This is a genomic window from Pseudomonas sediminis, from assembly GCF_039555755.1.
Lineage (GTDB): Bacteria > Pseudomonadota > Gammaproteobacteria > Pseudomonadales > Pseudomonadaceae > Aquipseudomonas > Aquipseudomonas mendocina_D.
In genome coordinates this window covers 359,118-376,979 of sequence record NZ_CP154631.1, presented here as the reverse complement: position 1 = coordinate 376,979, position 17,862 = coordinate 359,118, and the positions used below count along the sequence as shown (strand labels likewise).

Below are 17,862 nucleotides of genomic sequence, written 5' to 3'. Positions count from 1 at the left end.
TTATATCCGGACGTGACAGCGAACGGAAAAAAGCCCCAGACCCGCTGGGGCTTCGCTTTCCAGACGGCTATCGGTTCTGCTTCTGGAAACGCTGCATGGCTTCTTCGATCAGTTGTCGCGCCTCGGCGGCATTGCCGTAGCCGCTCAGCTCGACCTTCTTGCGGCCTTCCGGGAGTTGCTTGTAGACGCGGAAGAATGCCTCGATACGTTGGCGCTCGATCAGTGGCAGGTCATCGACATCGCGAATCTTGTCGTAAGTCGGGTCGACATCACTGCTGGGGACGCCGATGATCTTTTCATCGGCCTCGCCACCATCGATCATTCTCAGCACTGCGACAGGGCGGAATTTGATCAGCACGCCTGGATGCAGCGCTTCGCGGGTGAGTACCAGTGCATCGAGTGGGTCATTGTCGCCCCCCAGGGTACGTGGCAGCGAACCATAGTTGGCGGGGTAGGTAACCGGCATTGACTGGAAGCGGTCGACGAAGACCAGGCCCTCCTCGTTGATCTCGTATTTGGTGATGCTGCCGGCGGGAATTTCCACCGCCATGTGCACTTCATTCGGCGCGTTCTCGGCCTGTGCTGCATGAAAGGGATGGACGATGCTTGGTGCAGCGAACGAGAAGGGGGCCGCGAGGCCGATGGCGATGCCCAGGGCGAGCAGGGATTTGCGCATGATGACTCCCGTTAGGGTTGTGGGTTGATAAACCGGCAGTCATCTTGCTGGGGCCTTGTTAGAGATATATTGCAGTCTGGCTTCTGGGATTCAGTTAATGGCCCTCACCATCATCGACTCGCTTCATGCTGTGCCCGCGGACGTATGGGACGGACTGCTGGCGCAGCCACAACCCTTTTTGCGTCATGCCTTTCTCAGTGCGCTGGAGGACAGCGGCAGCGTTGGCGGTCGCAGTGGTTGGCAGCCCTCGCACCGGCTCTGGTGCGATGGGCACGGCAAGGTCCAGGCAGCGTTGCCGGCTTATCTGAAGCAGCACTCTTACGGCGAGTACGTCTTCGATCACGGCTGGGCTGACGCCTGCCGACGCGCCGGCATCGCCTACTACCCCAAACTGCTGGGCGCCGTGCCATTCTCTCCGGTGACCGGAGCGCGTTTACTCGGCGACGCCGGTGCGGCTGCCGAGATGCTCGATGCGTTGGCAGCCGAATTGAGCGATGAAGGCTTGTCGAGTCTGCATATCAATTTCACCAGCCCGGCTTGCGACACTGTGCTGATGCAGCGGCAAGGCTGGTTGGAGCGCATCGGTTGTCAGTTTCACTGGCACAACCGTGGTTATCGTGATTTTCAGGACTTTCTCGATACGCTCAGTTCGCGCAAACGCAAGCAGATGCGCAAGGAACGGGAGCAGGTGACGGGGCAGGGCATCGAATTCGACAGGCGCCTGGGTCATGAGCTGGGCGAGGCGGACTGGGATTTCGTCTATCACTGCTACGCCAACACTTACCACGTGCGTGGTCAGGCGCCCTATCTGACACGGGACTTTTTCAGCCTGCTGGCCGAACGTATGCCCGAGATGATTCGGGTGGTGTTTGCCACGCAGCATGGTCGTGCGCTGGCGATGGCTTTCAGTCTGGTCGACGGTGACACGTTCTACGGCCGCTATTGGGGCTGCCTGGCCGAATTCGACCGGCTGCATTTCGAAACCTGTTTCTATCAGGGCATGGAGTTGGCCATCGCCGAAGGTCTGCAACGCTTCGATGCTGGCGCGCAGGGCAAGCACAAACTGATTCGCGGTTTCGAGCCGGTCATCACTCGCTCCTGGCATTATCTCTGCCATCCTGGGCTGCATGCTGCGGTTGCCGAGTTTCTCGAGCAGGAGCGCTCTGGCGTGCGGGTTTACGCTGAGGAGGCGCGCAGTTATCTGCCTTTTCGCCAGGCCAGCGGGGGCTGATCGAGCGATCAGGTTCTCGGCACAAGGCCGAAACAGCTGTTTGCCGGAAGTTCCCCGTGTCGGAGATTTCTGTAAAAACTCCAGAGCTTTCAGCAAGAAGCCCGCTCACGTCTGCCACTAAATTCCGCCCTTCACTTTCGTTACGACCGTTTTTGTCTGCGCCGATTGGTCAGACCAGCTTTGCTGGGCTAGACCGATAATAGAAGTGCATGCAGCCGAAGTAGGGTGGTAACGCGATTCGGTGGCCGCAGGCGCAAGCCAGGGAGGTCAGGGAAAGTGCTCAGGCACGTGCCGATGCTGTGACGAAGTGGTGGAGATTTCACTGCGCCGGTATCTGCCCCTGAACGTGCGCACCAGACATCGGTGTGACGAGGAAGAGAGACCGGAGCCCGCATCCGCAAAAACGGGTGCGCTTTGCCAAGCTGGGCACGGTGCCCAAGAACAACAAACGAGACGGGAGCCCCCCAAATGACAGCTAGTACTCCAATGCTCGTCACCTTCGTGGTGTACATCGCAGCCATGGTGCTGATCGGCTTGATCGCCTATCTGCGTACCAAGAACCTTTCCGACTACATCCTCGGTGGCCGCAGTCTCGGTAGCTTCGTGACCGCACTGTCCGCCGGCGCTTCCGACATGAGTGGCTGGTTGCTGATGGGCCTGCCTGGCGCGATCTTCGTCGCTGGCATCTCCGAAAGCTGGATCGCCATCGGTCTGGTCATCGGCGCCTACCTCAACTGGTTGTTCGTTGCCGGCCGTCTGCGCGTGCAGACCGAGCACAACGGCAATGCCCTGACCCTGCCGGACTACTTCACCAACCGTTTCGAAGACAACAGCCGCATCCTGCGCATCTTCTCGGCGCTGGTGATCCTGGTGTTCTTCACCATCTACTGCGCCTCCGGCGTGGTGGCCGGTGCTCGCCTGTTCGAGAGCACCTTCGGCATGTCCTACGAGACCGCACTGTGGGCCGGCGCTGCTGCGACCATCGCCTACACCTTCATCGGCGGCTTCCTGGCAGTGAGCTGGACCGATACCGTGCAGGCCACCCTGATGATCTTCGCGCTGATCCTGACCCCGGTCGTGGTGATGATCGCCACTGGCGGCTTCGATCCGGCCATGGTCGCCATCGAGGCGGTCGACGCGACCAACTTCGACATGCTCAAGGGCGCGACCTTCGTTGGCGTGATCTCGCTGATGGCCTGGGGCCTGGGCTATTTCGGCCAACCGCACATCCTGGCGCGCTTCATGGCCGCTGATTCGGTCAAGTCGATCCCGGCTGCCCGTCGCATCTCCATGACCTGGATGATCCTGACCCTGGCCGGCGCAGTAGCCGTAGGCTTCTTCGGCATCGCCTACTTCGCGGCGCACCCGGAAGTCGCTGGTCCGGTCGGCGAGAACCCGGAGCGCGTGTTCATCGAACTGGCCAAGCTGCTGTTCAACCCGTGGATCGCCGGCATCCTGCTGTCCGCCATCCTGGCGGCGGTGATGAGCACCCTGAGCTGCCAGTTGCTGGTGTGCTCCAGTGCGCTGACCGAAGACTTCTACAAGGCCTTCCTGCGTAAAGACGCTTCGCAGACCGAACTGGTTTGGGTCGGCCGCGCCATGGTGCTGCTGGTGGCACTGATTGCCATCGCTCTGGCGGCGAACCCGGAAAACCGCGTACTGGGCCTGGTGTCCTACGCCTGGGCCGGTTTCGGCGCTGCGTTCGGTCCGGTGGTGATCCTCTCCCTGCTGTGGAAGGGTATGACCCGCAACGGCGCTCTGGCCGGTATGCTGGTCGGTGCTGCCACCGTGATCGTATGGAAGAACTGGATCGGTCTGGGCCTGTACGAGATCATTCCGGGCTTCATTCTCGCCACTCTGGCCATCGTCATCTTCAGCCGTATCGGTCAGGCACCGAGCCAGTCGATGCTGAGCCGCTTCGACAAGGCCGAGAGCGAGTACAAGTCGGCGTAAGCTTGCTGGCTTGAACTGAAGGCGATGATTGTTAGGCAGTCATCGCCTTTTTCGTTTCTGCCTCTAAGATAGGCGCACTTTTGTTAACGGATGCTCTCATGACCAGCAATGACCCGCTCCATGGCCTGACCTTGCAGGCGATTCTCACCGCCCTGGTGGACCGCATCGGTTGGGACGGTCTTGCCCATCAGGTCGACGTGCGCTGTTTCAAACATGAGCCGAGCATCAAGTCGAGTCTGACCTTCCTGCGCAAGACGCCTTGGGCACGTGCCAAGGTGGAGCAGCTCTATCTGCAGCACTTCAGTTAAGTTCGAGCCCCAGAGCCCGCAAGGCCTGGCGGTAGCTGTTACCGGCCATGCGCAGGCTGTTGTTGTGGTTGGCGCCGTCGATCAGCAGTAACTGCTTGGGCTCGCTGGCCGCGTCGAACAGCGCCTGGCTGAAGCGTGACGGTACGTAGCGGTCATCGCGACCATGAGCGATCAGCACCGGAATGCCGACATCGCCGATCTTGCTCAGCGAGTCGAACTCCTGCGACAGCAGCCAGCGCACCGGCAGCGAGGTGTTGGTAACCGCGGCCGCCACGTCGCCCAGATTGGTGAAACTGGACTCGACGATCAGGCCGGCGGCCTGCGCGGCTTCCTCTTCACTTGCCAGTTCGTGCGCCAGGTTGACGGCTACGGCGCCACCTAGCGAATGGCCATAGATGAAGCGTTTGTTCGCCTCGGGCTGCAGGCGCACCAAGTGCTGCCAGGCGATCAGGGCGTCTTGGTACACGCTACGCTCGGAGGGCAAGGCGCCACGGCTTTCGCCGAAGCCGCGGTAGTCCACCGCCAAGACCGAGAAGCCCATGGCATGCAACTGTTCGATGCGAAACAGCTGACCGGTCAGGTTCCAGCGTGAACCATGCAGATAGAGCAGCGTCGGTGCATCCTTGCGTGGAGCCGGCCACCACCAGGCATGCAGGCTCTCATCGGCAGTGAGGTCGGGGGATTGCAGTTGCACGTCCTCGACGCCAGCTGGCAGGCCGCTGAACCAGCGGGCGGTGCCGGGCTCGATACGAAACACCAGTTCGCGCTCGGTCTGCTCCAGCTTGGCGCAGCCGATCGGTAGCAATACCAGTAGGCAGCCCATAAACATCAGGCTCAGGCGACGGCGGCGCAGCAGGGCTAACCAGGGTGAGGGCATCGGCATACTCATGAACGGCAACGGATAATGCAGCCATGGACTGCACATCCGATGCCGGGTTTCGCCAGGGGGCCGGCCACTGTGGTTACCAGGTATTACCGGCGGCTGATCTGTGGTGGGCTCATCGGCGTATCACACAGGGTGGCGCTGCCGGGTTCGAGGTAGGGCGCAAGGATCGACGCCATGCCCTTGAGCACCTGTACCGGCAACGCTGAGGTGAAGGTGAAGCGTTCGGCCTCGCGTCCTGGTACGAACGCTGTCAGGGTGCCGTAGTGCCGCGGGCCGAGAAAGAACACGAAGGTCGCCGTGCGGTTCATCGCGCGCGAACTGATTACCCGGCCGCCAGGGCCGACGCTCTCGATGCGGTTGTCGCCGGTGCCGGTCTTGCCGCCCAGCGTCAGGCTATGGCCGTCCTGTAACTGGAAAGTGCCTTGCAAGCGCCGCGCGGTCCCGCCTTCCACCACTTGCGAGAGGGCATTGCGCAATGCCGCAGCCACTTCGGACTGCATCACCCGCTTGCCGACGTGTATATCCCGTTCGACTCGCGTCTCATAAGGTGTATCGGCGGCGAAATGCAGTTCGTCGATGCGCAGCACCGGCTGGCGAATGCCGTCGTTCTGGATGATACCCATCAGCTCGGCCAAGGCTGCTGGCCGGTCACCGGAGCTGCCCAGCGCGGTGGCCAGCGAGGGCACCAGATACTGGAAGGGATAACCCAGGTTCTGCCAGCGCCGATGAATGTCGGAGAAGGCTTCGACCTCCAGCATGATACGGATGCGGCTGTCGCGGGCACTCTTGTGTCGACTACGGAACAACCAGCCATAGACTTCCTGGCGCTCGTCGATGCTGGCAGCTACAGCGTCGTTGAAAGTCGCCTGCGGGTTGCTGATCCGGTAGCCCAGCAGCCAGAGTTCCAGCGGGTGGACGCGGGCGATATAGCCCTGATCCGGCAGGCTGTAAGCGCCCGGGCCGTAGTCCTGATACAGGCGCGCGATGCGTTGGTCGGTGAGTTTCTCCTGGGGCAGTTGCGCCCGTAGAAAAGCGGCGAAGGTGGCTTCGTCAGCCTGCGGCAGCAGGTAACGGTGCACGGCGCTTAATCGTACCGAGGTCTGGCGCAGGCCGCTGATGAACGTCTCCAGGCGCTGCGGCTCCGGCTGGCCTTGATACTTGCGCCAGAAGCGCAGAAGGAAGGTGCGTCCCTCCTGATCAGCAAAACGCTGCAGGTATTCCTGGCGGCGTGGGTCCTTGTCGTCCTTGAGCAGTTCGGCGCTGTTCTGGTAGGTGCTGTAGCGCACCAGGTCACGCATCAGGCGTACAAAGGGCAGGTTGATCGACTCGCGCAGGGATTCGCGCAGGGTCGGGTTACGGCCGTTGTCCTCGCGGCGGAAGTTGCCGAAGGTGTGCAGTCCGCCGCCAGTGAAGAAGCGCTCGTTCGGGTTGGCCGAGTAGCGCCGCTCCAGCGCGGCGTCGAGCATGCTGGCCAGGTCCGCCCCCGGGTTGGCTTGCAGGTAGCTCACGGCCCAGCTGCTCAGGTAGTCCTGCTCGGCGATGTCCACTTGGCGCAACTCGGCTGGGCTCTTGTTCGCGTGGCGCTGATGCAGCTCGGCGATGATCTCCAGATAGGTGGCCAATACGCGCAGTTTGGCGGTGGAGCCAAGCTCCAGCTTGCTGCCCTCGTTGATGTCGAAGGGTTGGTCGGTGCTGTCGGTCTGCACCCGTACCCGGCTGCCGGTTGGGGTGCGTTCGAACAGGGTGAAGCTGTAGCGCACTTCCGCGGTTTTCTCCGGTGACAGCAGGCGCTCGCCGAACAGGCCGATCTTGCCGGCGAACTCCGGATCGGCCAGGTTCTGCAGGTAGGTGCTGGTCTGCTGTTGCAGGTCGCGTTGCAGGGTGCTGCGTGCGGACAGGTCGAGGCGATCAAGATCGTAGAGTGGCATGCCCAGCAGGTTGGACAGACGCGAGCGCGCCACGCTGATGCCTTTGTCGCTTTCCACGGCGCGAAGGTTGGGCTCCTGCTGCCAGTCGCGGTACTGCAGTTTCTGTGTGAGAGCGGCATCGCGCAGGTCAGCATCGATCAGACCACCGCTGGCGATCAGGCGTATGTGGCTTTCGGTCAGCGCCTCCATGTCACGGCGCCCTTGTGCGAGGTAGTAGGAGGGCCGGCGTTGGGCGATCATCAATGACAGCATCTGCCGCAGGGCCAGGCCGCGCTCGGCAAGGCTGGCGTCGGGCGAGCGAAGCGGATCGAGCAGGGCGTTACTGCGCTCGAAGTCGGCGCCGTACCAGATGCGCAGGCCGTCAGCCAGGCCGTTCACCTCACCATGACCGGGTGCTGCAGACAGCGGCACACTATTGAGGTAGTCGCGGACGATGCGTTGACGCGCTTCGAGCGTTTCCGGGCCGTGCTGATAAGCGCGCACGCTGGCGGAAATCATCTGCCGCAACTTTTCCCCGGCTGACAGCGTCAGCCCATCCGGGGAGTGGCGGTATTTCTCCAGTTGCGTGGCCAGAGTGCTGCCTCCGGCAGACTGATCCTGCACGTCGAGCATCTTGCCAAGCTGAGACAGTGCCGCCATGGCGAAGCGCGGCCAGTCCACCGCCGGGTTGGCCAGCGGTTGCGCGGGGTCGAGCAACTGACGGTTCTCGATGAACAGCAGGCTGCTGACCACCAGCGGCGGGATGCTGGCGAAGTCGGCGTACCCCTGTTGCGGATAGCGAAATTCGTAGAACGGCGTACCGCGACAATCGCTGATGCTCAGGCCACTCTGGCTCTTCTCGGTAAAGGGCGGGAACAGGCCGCGGCGACTGTAGGCCATCAATTGTTCGGAGAAGCGCGACTGCTCGGTGACCTGATAATCGCGCTGTTGCAGGCGCTCCAGCATCAGTGGCAGGTAGGCATAGCCCTGGCGTTTGTCAAAAGGGCCATCGGTCGGGTAGATGATGCGCTCGCTGGGGCCTGGTTCGACCTTGTACGTCAGGTTCGCGGCATAGCGACTGAGCTCGCGTGACTGAAAGTGGGCGCTGCGTGACTCGAACACCAGCAGGGCGGTAACCGCCAGCACCAGCAGGGCCAGTAACAGATAGAGTGTCAGGCGCCAGTGATGCCTTGCAGCATTGGCCGACTTCGTCCTGCCCTGCGTGCTCGCCGAGGAGGCGAGGTCAGGTTGCTGCGGATTACGTTGCCATGATGCGCCCATAAATCACCGGCCTGGCCTGTCAGCATCATTCGAAGCCGCGAGATTGCCTCTTGCCGGATGCTGACCTTGGGCCGGCTGGGCTGCGGTTGTCTCGTCTGTCTTGTTATCAGCTTAGACCCTTGCGCGCCGTCTGGCTGGCCGTTTCCACTCATTGCCAGGGTTGTACCTGGATGATGGGCTGGCCTGCTAGACTCGCTGCAACCCACAAATGCAGGGTATCGGTATGCAGCGCGACCATCGAGAACAGCTCCAGCAAAGCTGGCAGGCCAATGCCGATGCCTGGGCTGCCGCAGTGCGTGAACAGCGCATCGAAAGTCGCCGCCTGGTCACCGATGCCGCGATCATCCAGGCTGTGCTGGCGCTGCAACCCAAACGCGTGCTGGATATCGGTTGCGGCGAGGGTTGGCTGTGCCGCGGGCTGGCCGAATATGGTATCGAACCGGTCGGTGTGGACGCTTCGGCGCCGCTGATCGAGGCGGCTCGCGCTGCGTGCGATGGGCGTAGTCAGTATCGCGTCTGCGGCTATGCCGAACTGGAAGAACACGCCGAGCAACTTGGACGTTTCGAGGTATTGGTCTGCAACTTCGCCCTGCTCGAAGAGCCGCTGCAGCCGATTCTGCGCAGCCTGCAAAAGTTGCTAGTGCCTGGCGGCAGCTTGCTGATCCAGACCCTTCACCCCTGGCGTGCCAGTCATGGCGAGCCTTACCAGGACGGTTGGCGGGTGGAGGACTTCGTCGGCTTCGGCGAGGGCTTTCAGGCGCCCATGCCTTGGTTCTTCCGCACTCTGCAATCCTGGCTGACGCTAATCGCTGAAACCGGCTGGCGTCTCGAATGGCTGCAGGAGCCGCTGCACCCCGAGAGTGTTCAGCCGGTGTCCCTGCTGCTGTTGCTCAAGCCGCTGTGATCATGCAGTTGACGGGAGAAATCGATGCACAGAATTGAGTTAGCCGGCGTACAGGTGCCGGTGATAGGTCAGGGGACCTGGCGCATGGGCGAAGACCGGCACCAGCACGCGCGTGAGGTGGCAGCGCTACGTGAAGGACTGGACCTGGGTTTGAGCCTGATCGACACCGCCGAAATGTATGGCGAGGGTGGCGCGGAGCAGGTGGTGGGGGAGGCCATCGCCGGTCGTCGTGACGAGGTGTTCCTGGTCAGCAAGGTTTACCCGCACAACGCCAGTCTGCAGGGTGTTCAGGCCGCCTGTGAGCGCAGCCTGAAGCGCCTGGGGTGTGAGCGTATCGACCTCTACCTGCTGCACTGGCGTGGGCGCTATCCGCTTGCCGAGACGGTCGAAGGTTTCGAGCGGCTGCGAGCTCAGGGCAAGATTGGCGCCTGGGGCGTCTCCAACTTCGACCTGGATGACCTGCTGGAGCTGGATCAGCCGGCATGCCAGGCCAATCAGGTGCTGTACAACTCGGAGGCGCGAGGCATCGAGTATGACCTGCTGCCTTGGCAACAGCGTGCCGGCATGCCGCTGATGGCCTACTGTCCGCTAAGTCAGGCGGGTGCCTTGTTGCATGAGCCGGTAATGCGGCAGGTGGCTGAGCGACATGGGGCTACCGCTGCTCAGATAGCGTTGGCCTGGACACTCAGGCAGGACGGTGTGATTGCCATTCCCAAGGCCGCAAGCAGCGCGCATTTACGCGATAACGCTGCAGCGACTGCCATCGCGTTGAATGTGGATGATTTGAACCTGCTGGATGAGGTCTTTGCGCCACCACGTGGCAAGCAGCCGCTGGAGATGGTCTGAAAGGCCGTCACTGACCAATCGGCCGAGGCGTGTCGTTCGGAATCAGTTGGCCGGATCGGCGGCCAGGCGTCCGGCGTCCTTGAGTAGAGCCTTGAGGAAGGCGTCCTGCAATTCGGGATCGTTGCGCGTCAGCTCGATCAGGCTCTGCTCCAGCTCGCTGGCTTCCTCTTCCAGACCCAGATCGGAAAGGCGTTTGACCCGGTGTACCCACTGGGCGACATCGCCACCCTCGAGGTCGTCGAAGATCAGGTCATGCGCTTCACTCAGCTTGCCGCGCAAGGTGTGGCTGACCATGAGGGTCGTTTCGGCGCGTGCGACATCGTCACCGAGGCGGTCTTCGACGCTTAGCTGCAGTGTGTTCAGGCGCGTGATGTCTTGTTCGGTGAAGGGGCTGTCCAGCAGATTGAGGCGCAGCACGCCGCTGCTGTCGGTGAGCAGCTCGAACTGCTGATCACCTGCCTTGACCTGCACAGGACGCTCGGACCAGGGCAGGTTGGTGTATTCCATGCGACGGTCGCGCTGCAGCTCATCGATACTTGCCAGGTTCTGTTCCGCGCGGCCGTTGGACTCGACGTTCATGAACGGGTTGAGGCCGGCCATGCCGTAGCTGATCCAGTCACGGGTCGCGGTTTCCGGCAGGCTGCCGAGCAACACCACGTTGAGTATGTTGGCGCCCACGCCGGCCACCACCGCGACTGCCCCCATCGGCACTTCATAGATCTCGCGCCAGGGTTGGTAAGGCGTGTAGCGGTCGTAGCGACGGGTCACTTCGAAAGCTGTGACCTCGTAGCTCTTCTGGTCATGCACACGCACGCGGCGCTGCGGTAGCTCCAGAACCTTGGGTTCGCCGGCATCGATCTGCAGTTGGTGATCCAGCAGCTTGCGCTCGACGCGCTCCTCATGCTCGCTACGCTGCGGCAGCTGGTTGGCGCAGCCGCTGAGAAAGAGGGCGCCGCACAGGGCGGCGCCGATGAGGCGAAGGTTGTTGCTCGTGTGCATGATGTCTCGGTAAGGCGTTATCAGCGGCTGATACGGGCTTGCAGGAAGGACAGAATGTCGGCCAGCGGCACCGCTTGCGCTTCGGTTTCGGCGCGGCTCTTGTACTCGAGGTTACCCTCGGCCAGGCCACGGTCGCTGACGACCACGCGGTGCGGAATGCCGATCAGCTCCATGTCGGCGAACTTGATGCCGGGGCTGGTTTTCTTGTCGCGATCATCCAGCAGCACTTCGTAACCGGCGGCAGTCAGCTCGGCATACAGCTTGTCGGTGGCTTCGCGAACCTGCTCGGTTTCATAGCGCAGCGGCACCAGGGCGATCTGGAAGGGCGCCAGTGCGTCGTTCCAGCGAATGCCGCGCTCGTCGAAGTTCTGCTCGATGGCAGCAGCCACCACGCGCGATACACCGATGCCGTAGCAGCCCATGGTCAGGGTTACAGGCTTGCCGTTCTCGCCGAGCACCTGGCAGTTCATGGCCTCGCTGTACTTGGTGCCGAGCTGGAAGATGTGACCGACTTCGATGCCGCGCTTGATTTCCAGGGTGCCCTGGCCATCCGGGCTAGGGTCACCAGCGACGACATTGCGCAGGTCGGCAACTTCAGGCAGCGGCAGGTCGCGCTCCCAGTTGACGCCGAAATAGTGCTTGTCTTCGATGTTGGCACCGGCCGCGAAATCGCTCATCAGCGCTACGCTGCGATCGATGATGCAGGGGATCGGCAGGTTGACCGGGCCCAGCGAGCCAGGGCCTGCACCGATGGCCGCACGAATCTCTGCTTCATTGGCCATCTGCAGCGGGCTGGCAACCAGCTCCAGGTTGGCAGCCTTGATCTCGTTCAGCTCGTGGTCACCACGGACGATCAGGGCGATCAGCTTGCCTTCTTCGGCAGCGTGCACCACCAGGGTCTTGATGGTCTTCTCTATGGCCAGACCAAAACCCTGAACCAGTGCGTCGATGGTCTTGGTGTCGGGCGTGTCGACCAGGCGCATGTCTTCGGTCGCAGCGCCGCGCGCTGTCTCACGCGGGATGGCTTCGGCCTTCTCGATGTTGGCGGCGTAGTCGGAGACATTGCTGAAGGCGATGTCGTCTTCGCCGGAGTCGGCCAGTACGTGGAATTCGTGCGAGCCGGTGCCGCCGATGGAACCGGTATCGGCCTGTACCGGGCGGAAGTTCAGGCCCAGGCGGCTGAATACGTTGCAGTAGGCCTGGTGCATGCGGTCATAGGTTTCCTGCAGGGAAGCCTGGTCGGCATGGAAGGAGTAGGCGTCCTTCATGATGAACTCGCGGCCACGCATCAGGCCGAAGCGCGGACGGATCTCGTCACGGAACTTGGTCTGGATCTGGTACATGTTGATCGGCAGCTGTTTGTAGCTGTTCAGCTCGTTGCGGGCCAGATCGGTGATCACTTCTTCGTGGGTCGGGCCGACGCAGAACTCGCGATCATGACGATCCTTTACCCGCAGCAGCTCGGGACCGTACTGCACCCAACGACCGGACTCCTGCCACAGTTCGGCAGGCTGAATGGCTGGCATCAGCACTTCCAGTGCGCCGGCTGCGTTCATTTCTTCGCGCACCACGGTCTCGACCTTGCGCAGTACGCGCAGGCCCATCGGCAGCCAGGTGTACAGGCCGGAGGCCAGCTTGCGGATCATGCCGGCACGCAGCATCAGCTGGTGGCTGATCACCACGGCATCGGAAGGGGTTTCTTTCAGGGTCGAGAGCAGGAACTGACTGGTACGCATGTTTGGCCGTTCTGTCGGTTGCGAGGGCTTGGAATAGGCCGGCATTGTACGGTGCCTATACAGTGGCGTACAGGACGGGTGCAGGCGCGAAAGTGCTGCTGCGCGTGCCGGGAGGAGTAAAGAGTGGGATTGACTGCACTTGAGGTTCAGAACCTGATTCGTATGGGGCTGCCGATGGCCGAGGATATCGATCTGCGGATCGACCGGCTGGACGAGGAGGGTGTGCTGGCACGCGTGCCTTTTCATGCCAAATTGGTGCGTCCGGGCGGCACGCTTTCCGGACCGACCATCATGGCGCTGGGGGATGCGGCGATGTATGCGGTGGTGCTGGGGCGTCTCGGCCGCGTGGAGATGGCAGTGACGTCCAATCTCAATATCAACTTTCTGGTCAAACCCAAACCGGTGGATTTGTTGGCAGAGGCGCGAATACTGCGCTTGAGCCGGCGCCAGGCAGTTTGCGAAGTCTCGTTATATTCGCTTGATAATGAGAATAAATTGGTAGCACATGTGACGGGGACTTATGCTTTGCCTCTTTAAAGTGCCGAGGCATAAATAAAGAAACCCGGCCTAGGCCGGGTTTCTTTTATACCGCTATCGAGTAGCGCTGAAGTTACAGAACGCTCAGCGGGTATTCGACGATCAGGCGTACTTCGTCCAGTTTGCCGCCCTCGAAGCCGTCGTCGGCGCGGTAGGTGGCTTGGCGAACGCGGAACATCAGGTCCTTCGCAGCGCCTTCTTGAACGACATACTTGCCTTCGATGTTGCGCTCCCAGCGATTCAGGTCGCTGCCCGGGCCATTATCGATGTTGCTGCCGCTGACGTAGCGAGCCATGAAGCTCAGGCCCGGAATGCCGAAAGTGGCCATGTTCAGGTCATAGCGAGCCTGCCAGGATCTTTCGTCCTTGGCGTTGAAGTCGCGCATTTGCACGGAGTTGGCCAGGTAGATGGCGCCGCCACCGTCGTAGCCATAGTCGTAACCGGCGTCGCCGCTGGAGCGCTGGTGGGCCAGGGTGAGGCGATGAGCGCCGAGGCTGTAGGCGGCGGCCAAGCTCCAGATTTTGTTGTCCCCGCTTTCACCGTAAGTGCGCTTGTCGTAGTCGGTCTTGTAGAAGTTGAAGTCGAAGTTCAGAGCCTGATCTTCTGCCAGTGGCAGGTTGTAGTTCAGGTTCAGGTACTTCTTCTTGAAGACGTCGTCGGCATCGGAGGCGAAGACTGCACCGCTGAAGTCGTCGGTGAAGCTGTAGCTGGCGCCGAGGAAGTTGATTTCTTTAAGGCCCGCGCTGTCACGGCCGGTGTATTCTTGGCTGTTGAGGGCGGTGAAGCGGCCTGCGGTCAGTTCCAGACCACTGATTTCATTGCTGGTCAGCAGGGTGCCGGTGCCGACTTCCGGCAGGATGCGGCTGTCGTCGGTGGAGAACACAGGGTTGTCGACGAACTGGTTGCCGTACTTCAGAACGGTATCGGAAATGCGGAACTTGATAGCGCCGCCAACTTCGGTCTGGGTGTCATCACCGCGGCCGTCGCCAGTGGTGCCGAACTGGCCAGTGCTATGACGGCCACGACCGCTGTCCAGCTTGATGCTGCTCAGCGAGTGAGCGTCAACACCAACACCAACGGTGCCTTGGGTGAAGCCGGATTCGAACAGCAGGCGAATGCCGAGGCCGGTTTCTTCTACATAGCTTTGCGCACCAGGCGCAGCATTGCGGAAGTCGCGGTTGAAGTACAGGGCACGGTTGAAGATGTTGAAGCTGCTGTCTTCAACAAAGCCATTCGACTCAGACTGGCTGGACGCCACGGCCATTTGGCTGGTGCCCGCGGCTACTGCCAGGGCGATTACGCTCCACTTCATCACTTGCATCGTGATTGCTCCTTGGGTTTAGAAGAGTTGCGCTGCCCACTGTTTTGTTATATGGACAGCTCTTTCTTTTTGTGTCGGCGATAACTTATAGCACGCAGCCAATATTGGCGATAGTTGCAGTCTATTCGTTACGACTTCGTTCATGCTTGTGTCGCATCGCGTGAAGAAAATGTCGCAAATCTATAGTTCTGCACTTGCGTCTCGTCGCGCCGACGCTTCCGCGGTTCTGAGGTGCCTGGGACCGCTTGATTGATCGACTGCACGGCTTGCCGGGCATTGCTTTCACAGTTAGCAAAAGTCGTGCTCAAAACCTCCCTGTCTTGCTAAAACCTTGATTTTTAGGCGCAGGGTAGTGCTCGCGGTAGCGCCGGCGCTGCTTTTGGTGCTGATTCGTCAGGGGTTGTCGAGGCCTGCGGTTAGCTGTCAGCAGGTGCCGTTAGCTCATTGACTGCGCATTAACCGGTAACGCTTGGCATTGTCCATTACGGGAAGAAACAAAATGGTGCACGCCTGCGGTGCGTATGTGTTCAAGCTGCCTTGGGTTGGTGCGTAGTCGTCGGGTGAACTCTCGGCTGAGCCAGCGTATGCTGCGCGCCATTGCTCCCCTCTCGCTGGGGTTACGCTTTATTAATGAAGGAGGCTCATCATGTTCGCTCTGGATTCACGCCTTCAGCAGGATTGTCTGGTGATCGGGGACTTTCCCCTGTGTCGTTTGCTGCTGATGAATGACTCCAATTACCCTTGGTTCATCCTTGTTCCTCGGCGTGAGGAGGTCAGTGAGTTGTTTCAGCTAGACGCTGATGATCAGCGACAACTGTGGCAGGAAACCACGCTTCTGGCCGAAACGCTGAAGGACATCTTCGCGGCCGACAAGATGAACGTCGCCACGCTCGGTAATGTCGTCAGCCAGTTGCATATGCATGTGATCGTGCGTCGGCGGGAGGATGTTTCTTGGCCTGCTCCGGTATGGGGGCGGCATCCGGCGCAGCCTTATAATGAGCAGCAGGCGGGTCAGGTCGTCGATAAACTGCGTTCGGTGTTGGCTGATGGCTTTCACTTCGCCGGAGCCTTTGCATGAGCCTCGAATCGCGAATCATGGAGCTGGAGAGCCGTCTGGCTTTTCAGGATGACACCATTCAGGCGCTGAACGATGAGCTGGTCGAGCAGAGCAAGCGCATCGAGCGGATGCAGTTGCAGTTGACGGTTCTGGCGCGACGCCAGGAGGAGTTGAATGGTCAGGCGGGTATTGCCGAAGACGAAGCGCCGCCGCCGCACTACTGATATGAAAAAGCCCGGTTTCCCGGGCTTTTCTTTGCTCGCTGTTCAGCGCCGCGAGGGAGCTGCTGCGATCACGTCTTCCGCCTGCAGACCTTTGTCACGTTGCATGACCGAGAACTCCACGCGTTGGCCTTCGACCAGGACGCGGTGGCCCTCGCCACGAATGGCGCGAAAGTGAACGAAGATATCGTCACCCGAGTCGCGGGAAATGAAGCCGAAGCCCTTGGAGGTATTGAACCACTTGACCGTGCCGGTCTCGCGATCATCCTGGGGCGCGCTGGTGCTGGCGCTAGCTTGTGGTGCGGACGGGCGTTGCTCTGCGCTACGCGGCTGCCTGCTCAGTTGTGCTGCGAGGCTCAGCGCCACGGCGATAACCAGGGTCAGCAGCGGCAGCCAGATGGCGGGCTGGCTGCCGATGCTGGGCAGCGGGGCAAGCAGGATCAAGCTCTGTACCACGGCAGCCAATATCAATAGAGCCGAGGACAGCCCCAGTAGTTGTTGGCGCGCGGCGGGGAGAGTCTGTTGCTGCGATGCGGCAAGCAGGTTGAGCAAGCCGGTCAGGGCCAGATAGATGGCATCCGGCGTGGTAAGAAAGGAAGTGGACAAACCGGGTACGGCAGACAGCAGTAGGGCGGCGAACCCTGTCACGAGATGGGCAATCTTCAACATCTTTGATGAACTCACTGATCGAATGATGACTCACGGTGCTACGGAGAGAGCGCACGTTGCTAACGGCCAGCTGAACGGCCGTGGCGCGCCTGTAAACAAGGTTGGTGGCGCCGCAGGATGGTAACGCGGCGCGCGAGGCTATTTAACAGCAAAGCCGAGGGCTTCTCAAATCAAGCGCTTAGCATCGTTTCGCTGGTAATCGGGTGAACCTGATTGCGCCCGGCGCGTTTGGCCTGATAAAGGGCGTCATCGGCGCGCGTGAGCAGCGATTCGAATGTGTCGCCTTCGGCGGCCATGGCGCAGCCGAAGGAGGCAGTGATGCTGTCCAGAACCTGGTCTGTGCGCCTGACCTTGATTCTCAGCGACTGAATCTTGTGGCGCAGTTGCTCAGCGAAATCGAGAACTTCGTTGAGGTTAGCGCAGTTGCGCAGCACCACGCAGAACTCTTCGCCACCGTAGCGTGCGGCAAAGGCCTGTGGTGGCAGAAGGTCGCGCAATAATTGTCCGACGTGTTGTAGTACGCGATCACCCAGTGGGTGGCCGTACTGGTCGTTGAACTGTTTGAAGTGGTCGATATCCAGAATCACCAGGGCCAGGCCCTGTTGTGATTCGTCCAGTGCGCGTTCCAGTAAGCGGGTAAAGGCATGGCGGTTGAATACGCGGGTCAGGCTGTCGAGCGTTGCCGCAAGATGGGCGCGCTCCAACTGGCTGCGCAGGTGAGTGATTTCTTGCTGTGCGGCGCGCAGGCGATAGAGGAATTTTTCCTGCTGGTCCTGCATCAGCTGGGTGCTTTCCTGCAGTTCGCTGAGCACGCTGGGTAGGTCATCGATGATGGGCTCCTGCAGTGCGCTCAGGCCATGGCTCAGGCTTTGCTGGTAATGCTGGCCACCGATCACGCTGCGTGAGACGTCGCCTTCGATGTCATCGACCAGTTCGATTACCTGCTGCTGGCCTGCGCGAGCTTCTTCCAGCTCGCCGCGGATAATGTAGTCGCGGAACAGCCGGCTGGCGGTTTCCGGCGGGAACACGTCGAAGTCTTCGACCACCTTGTCCAGGCGGCGGTTGAGCTCGGGTTCACTGCCTCTGCTGTAGGTGTACCACAGCGCATAGTGCACCGGGTTTGGTGGGATGTCGTGACGCATCATCAATGGCACGGCTTGCTTCAGGAGTTCCGCCGCTTCGCGGGTTTCCTCCGGGTACAAGTCGATGATGCTGGGCGGTTTGGCTGGCTGGCTCATGAATGTCGGAAACTCAATGACGATTGGCCAGAGCATAGATCAGGGCAGGGCTGCATGCCTAAGAAAAGGCCCGGATTACCGGGCCTCTGAGC

The 17,862-nt window shown here is 61.0% G+C and carries 16 protein-coding genes; 8 read left to right on the top strand and 8 right to left on the bottom strand.

Features of this window, described 5'->3' with window-relative positions:
* Positions 1-67: 67 nt before the first annotated feature.
* Positions 68-676, bottom strand: coding sequence for an inorganic diphosphatase (locus tag AAEQ75_RS01910; protein WP_343350730.1), 609 nt, complete (start codon positions 674-676; stop codon positions 68-70).
* 97 nt (positions 677-773) lie between these two features.
* Here AAEQ75_RS01910 and AAEQ75_RS01905 point away from each other — a divergent pair, with 97 nt between their 5' ends.
* The 3 genes from AAEQ75_RS01905 (at position 774) to AAEQ75_RS01895 (ending at position 4,168) form a co-directional block, all read left to right on the top strand.
* On the top strand, positions 774-1,907 hold the full coding sequence (locus AAEQ75_RS01905; RefSeq protein ID WP_343350729.1) for a GNAT family N-acetyltransferase: 1,134 nt from the start codon (positions 774-776) through the stop codon (positions 1,905-1,907).
* 468 nt (positions 1,908-2,375) lie between these two features.
* Complete coding sequence (putP, locus tag AAEQ75_RS01900; protein ID WP_179575800.1) at positions 2,376-3,860, top strand: sodium/proline symporter PutP; 1,485 nt, start codon at positions 2,376-2,378, stop codon at positions 3,858-3,860.
* 98 nt (positions 3,861-3,958) lie between these two features.
* The gene (locus AAEQ75_RS01895; protein ID WP_106733096.1) at positions 3,959-4,168 is read left to right on the top strand and encodes a VF530 family DNA-binding protein; all 210 of its coding nucleotides are present in this window, start codon (positions 3,959-3,961) and stop codon (positions 4,166-4,168) included.
* Here AAEQ75_RS01895 and AAEQ75_RS01890 read toward each other — a convergent pair.
* Together AAEQ75_RS01890 and AAEQ75_RS01885 are read right to left on the bottom strand one after the other, a co-directional pair.
* Entirely contained in the window at positions 4,161-5,045 is an 885-nt protein-coding gene (locus AAEQ75_RS01890; protein ID WP_343350728.1) for an alpha/beta hydrolase, read from the bottom strand. The two genes, AAEQ75_RS01895 and AAEQ75_RS01890, sit on opposite strands and share 8 nt — an antisense overlap.
* 95 nt (positions 5,046-5,140) lie before the next feature.
* A complete protein-coding gene (locus tag AAEQ75_RS01885) occupies positions 5,141-8,242 on the bottom strand; it encodes a transglycosylase domain-containing protein (protein WP_343350727.1) in 3,102 nt (1,033 codons plus the stop codon).
* 223 nt (positions 8,243-8,465) lie between these two features.
* Here AAEQ75_RS01885 and AAEQ75_RS01880 point away from each other — a divergent pair, with 223 nt between their 5' ends.
* Together AAEQ75_RS01880 and AAEQ75_RS01875 are read left to right on the top strand one after the other, a co-directional pair.
* On the top strand, positions 8,466-9,146 hold the full coding sequence (locus tag AAEQ75_RS01880; RefSeq protein WP_343352491.1) for a class I SAM-dependent methyltransferase: 681 nt from the start codon (positions 8,466-8,468) through the stop codon (positions 9,144-9,146).
* A 24-nt stretch (positions 9,147-9,170) separates the two neighbouring features.
* On the top strand, positions 9,171-9,992 hold the full coding sequence (locus AAEQ75_RS01875) for an aldo/keto reductase (protein WP_343350726.1): 822 nt from the start codon (positions 9,171-9,173) through the stop codon (positions 9,990-9,992).
* 42 nt (positions 9,993-10,034) lie between these two features.
* On the opposite strand, the gene AAEQ75_RS01870 is transcribed toward AAEQ75_RS01875, so the two are convergent.
* Both AAEQ75_RS01870 and AAEQ75_RS01865 read right to left on the bottom strand, forming a co-directional pair.
* Complete coding sequence (locus AAEQ75_RS01870; protein ID WP_125833981.1) at positions 10,035-10,991, bottom strand: hypothetical protein; 957 nt, start codon at positions 10,989-10,991, stop codon at positions 10,035-10,037.
* Positions 10,992-11,011: 20 nt separating this feature from the next.
* Positions 11,012-12,727: a proline--tRNA ligase gene (locus AAEQ75_RS01865; protein ID WP_343350725.1), complete on the bottom strand. Its 1,716-nt coding sequence runs from the start codon at positions 12,725-12,727 to the stop codon at positions 11,012-11,014.
* A 129-nt stretch (positions 12,728-12,856) separates the two neighbouring features.
* Between AAEQ75_RS01865 and AAEQ75_RS01860 the strand changes: the two genes are divergently transcribed.
* Entirely contained in the window at positions 12,857-13,264 is a 408-nt protein-coding gene (locus AAEQ75_RS01860; protein WP_343352489.1) for a PaaI family thioesterase, read from the top strand.
* 73 nt (positions 13,265-13,337) lie between these two features.
* On the opposite strand, the gene AAEQ75_RS01855 is transcribed toward AAEQ75_RS01860, so the two are convergent.
* Positions 13,338-14,585 carry an OprD family porin gene (locus tag AAEQ75_RS01855; protein ID WP_343350724.1) on the bottom strand — a complete coding sequence of 416 codons (1,248 nt, stop codon included), beginning with the start codon at positions 14,583-14,585 and terminating at the stop codon, positions 13,338-13,340.
* Positions 14,586-15,231: 646 nt separating this feature from the next.
* Here AAEQ75_RS01855 and AAEQ75_RS01850 point away from each other — a divergent pair.
* The gene (locus AAEQ75_RS01850; RefSeq protein WP_343350723.1) at positions 15,232-15,663 is read left to right on the top strand and encodes an HIT family protein; all 432 of its coding nucleotides are present in this window, start codon (positions 15,232-15,234) and stop codon (positions 15,661-15,663) included.
* Complete coding sequence (locus AAEQ75_RS01845) at positions 15,660-15,866, top strand: SlyX family protein (protein ID WP_343350722.1); 207 nt, start codon at positions 15,660-15,662, stop codon at positions 15,864-15,866. Before AAEQ75_RS01850 ends, AAEQ75_RS01845 begins: the two co-directional genes overlap by 4 nt.
* 42 nt (positions 15,867-15,908) lie before the next feature.
* Here the strand turns inward: AAEQ75_RS01845 and AAEQ75_RS21865 are convergent, their stop codons facing one another.
* Positions 15,909-16,532: a cold shock domain-containing protein membrane protein gene (locus AAEQ75_RS21865; protein WP_430523439.1), complete on the bottom strand. Its 624-nt coding sequence runs from the start codon at positions 16,530-16,532 to the stop codon at positions 15,909-15,911.
* 170 nt (positions 16,533-16,702) lie between these two features.
* The gene (locus AAEQ75_RS01830) at positions 16,703-17,770 is read right to left on the bottom strand and encodes a GGDEF domain-containing protein (RefSeq protein WP_343350721.1); all 1,068 of its coding nucleotides are present in this window, start codon (positions 17,768-17,770) and stop codon (positions 16,703-16,705) included.
* Between the last annotated feature and the right edge of the window lie 92 nt (positions 17,771-17,862).

Excerpts from the sequence above, each read along its gene's own strand:
- AAEQ75_RS01910 (WP_343350730.1), bottom strand. The coding sequence starts at position 676 with ATGCGCAAATCCCTGCTCGCCCTGGGCATCGCCATCGGCCTCGCGGCC.
- AAEQ75_RS01905 (WP_343350729.1), top strand. The coding sequence starts at position 774 with ATGGCCCTCACCATCATCGACTCGCTTCATGCTGTGCCCGCGGACGTA.
- putP (WP_179575800.1), top strand. The coding sequence starts at position 2,376 with ATGACAGCTAGTACTCCAATGCTCGTCACCTTCGTGGTGTACATCGCA.
- AAEQ75_RS01895 (WP_106733096.1), top strand. The coding sequence starts at position 3,959 with ATGACCAGCAATGACCCGCTCCATGGCCTGACCTTGCAGGCGATTCTC.
- AAEQ75_RS01890 (WP_343350728.1), bottom strand. The coding sequence starts at position 5,045 with ATGCCCTCACCCTGGTTAGCCCTGCTGCGCCGCCGTCGCCTGAGCCTG.
- AAEQ75_RS01885 (WP_343350727.1), bottom strand. The coding sequence starts at position 8,242 with ATGGGCGCATCATGGCAACGTAATCCGCAGCAACCTGACCTCGCCTCC.
- AAEQ75_RS01880 (WP_343352491.1), top strand. The coding sequence starts at position 8,466 with ATGCAGCGCGACCATCGAGAACAGCTCCAGCAAAGCTGGCAGGCCAAT.
- AAEQ75_RS01875 (WP_343350726.1), top strand. The coding sequence starts at position 9,171 with ATGCACAGAATTGAGTTAGCCGGCGTACAGGTGCCGGTGATAGGTCAG.
- AAEQ75_RS01870 (WP_125833981.1), bottom strand. The coding sequence starts at position 10,991 with ATGCACACGAGCAACAACCTTCGCCTCATCGGCGCCGCCCTGTGCGGC.
- AAEQ75_RS01865 (WP_343350725.1), bottom strand. The coding sequence starts at position 12,727 with ATGCGTACCAGTCAGTTCCTGCTCTCGACCCTGAAAGAAACCCCTTCC.
- AAEQ75_RS01855 (WP_343350724.1), bottom strand. The coding sequence starts at position 14,585 with ATGCAAGTGATGAAGTGGAGCGTAATCGCCCTGGCAGTAGCCGCGGGC.
- AAEQ75_RS01850 (WP_343350723.1), top strand. The coding sequence starts at position 15,232 with ATGTTCGCTCTGGATTCACGCCTTCAGCAGGATTGTCTGGTGATCGGG.
- AAEQ75_RS01845 (WP_343350722.1), top strand. The coding sequence starts at position 15,660 with ATGAGCCTCGAATCGCGAATCATGGAGCTGGAGAGCCGTCTGGCTTTT.
- AAEQ75_RS21865 (WP_430523439.1), bottom strand. The coding sequence starts at position 16,532 with ATGTTGAAGATTGCCCATCTCGTGACAGGGTTCGCCGCCCTACTGCTG.
- AAEQ75_RS01830 (WP_343350721.1), bottom strand. The coding sequence starts at position 17,770 with ATGAGCCAGCCAGCCAAACCGCCCAGCATCATCGACTTGTACCCGGAG.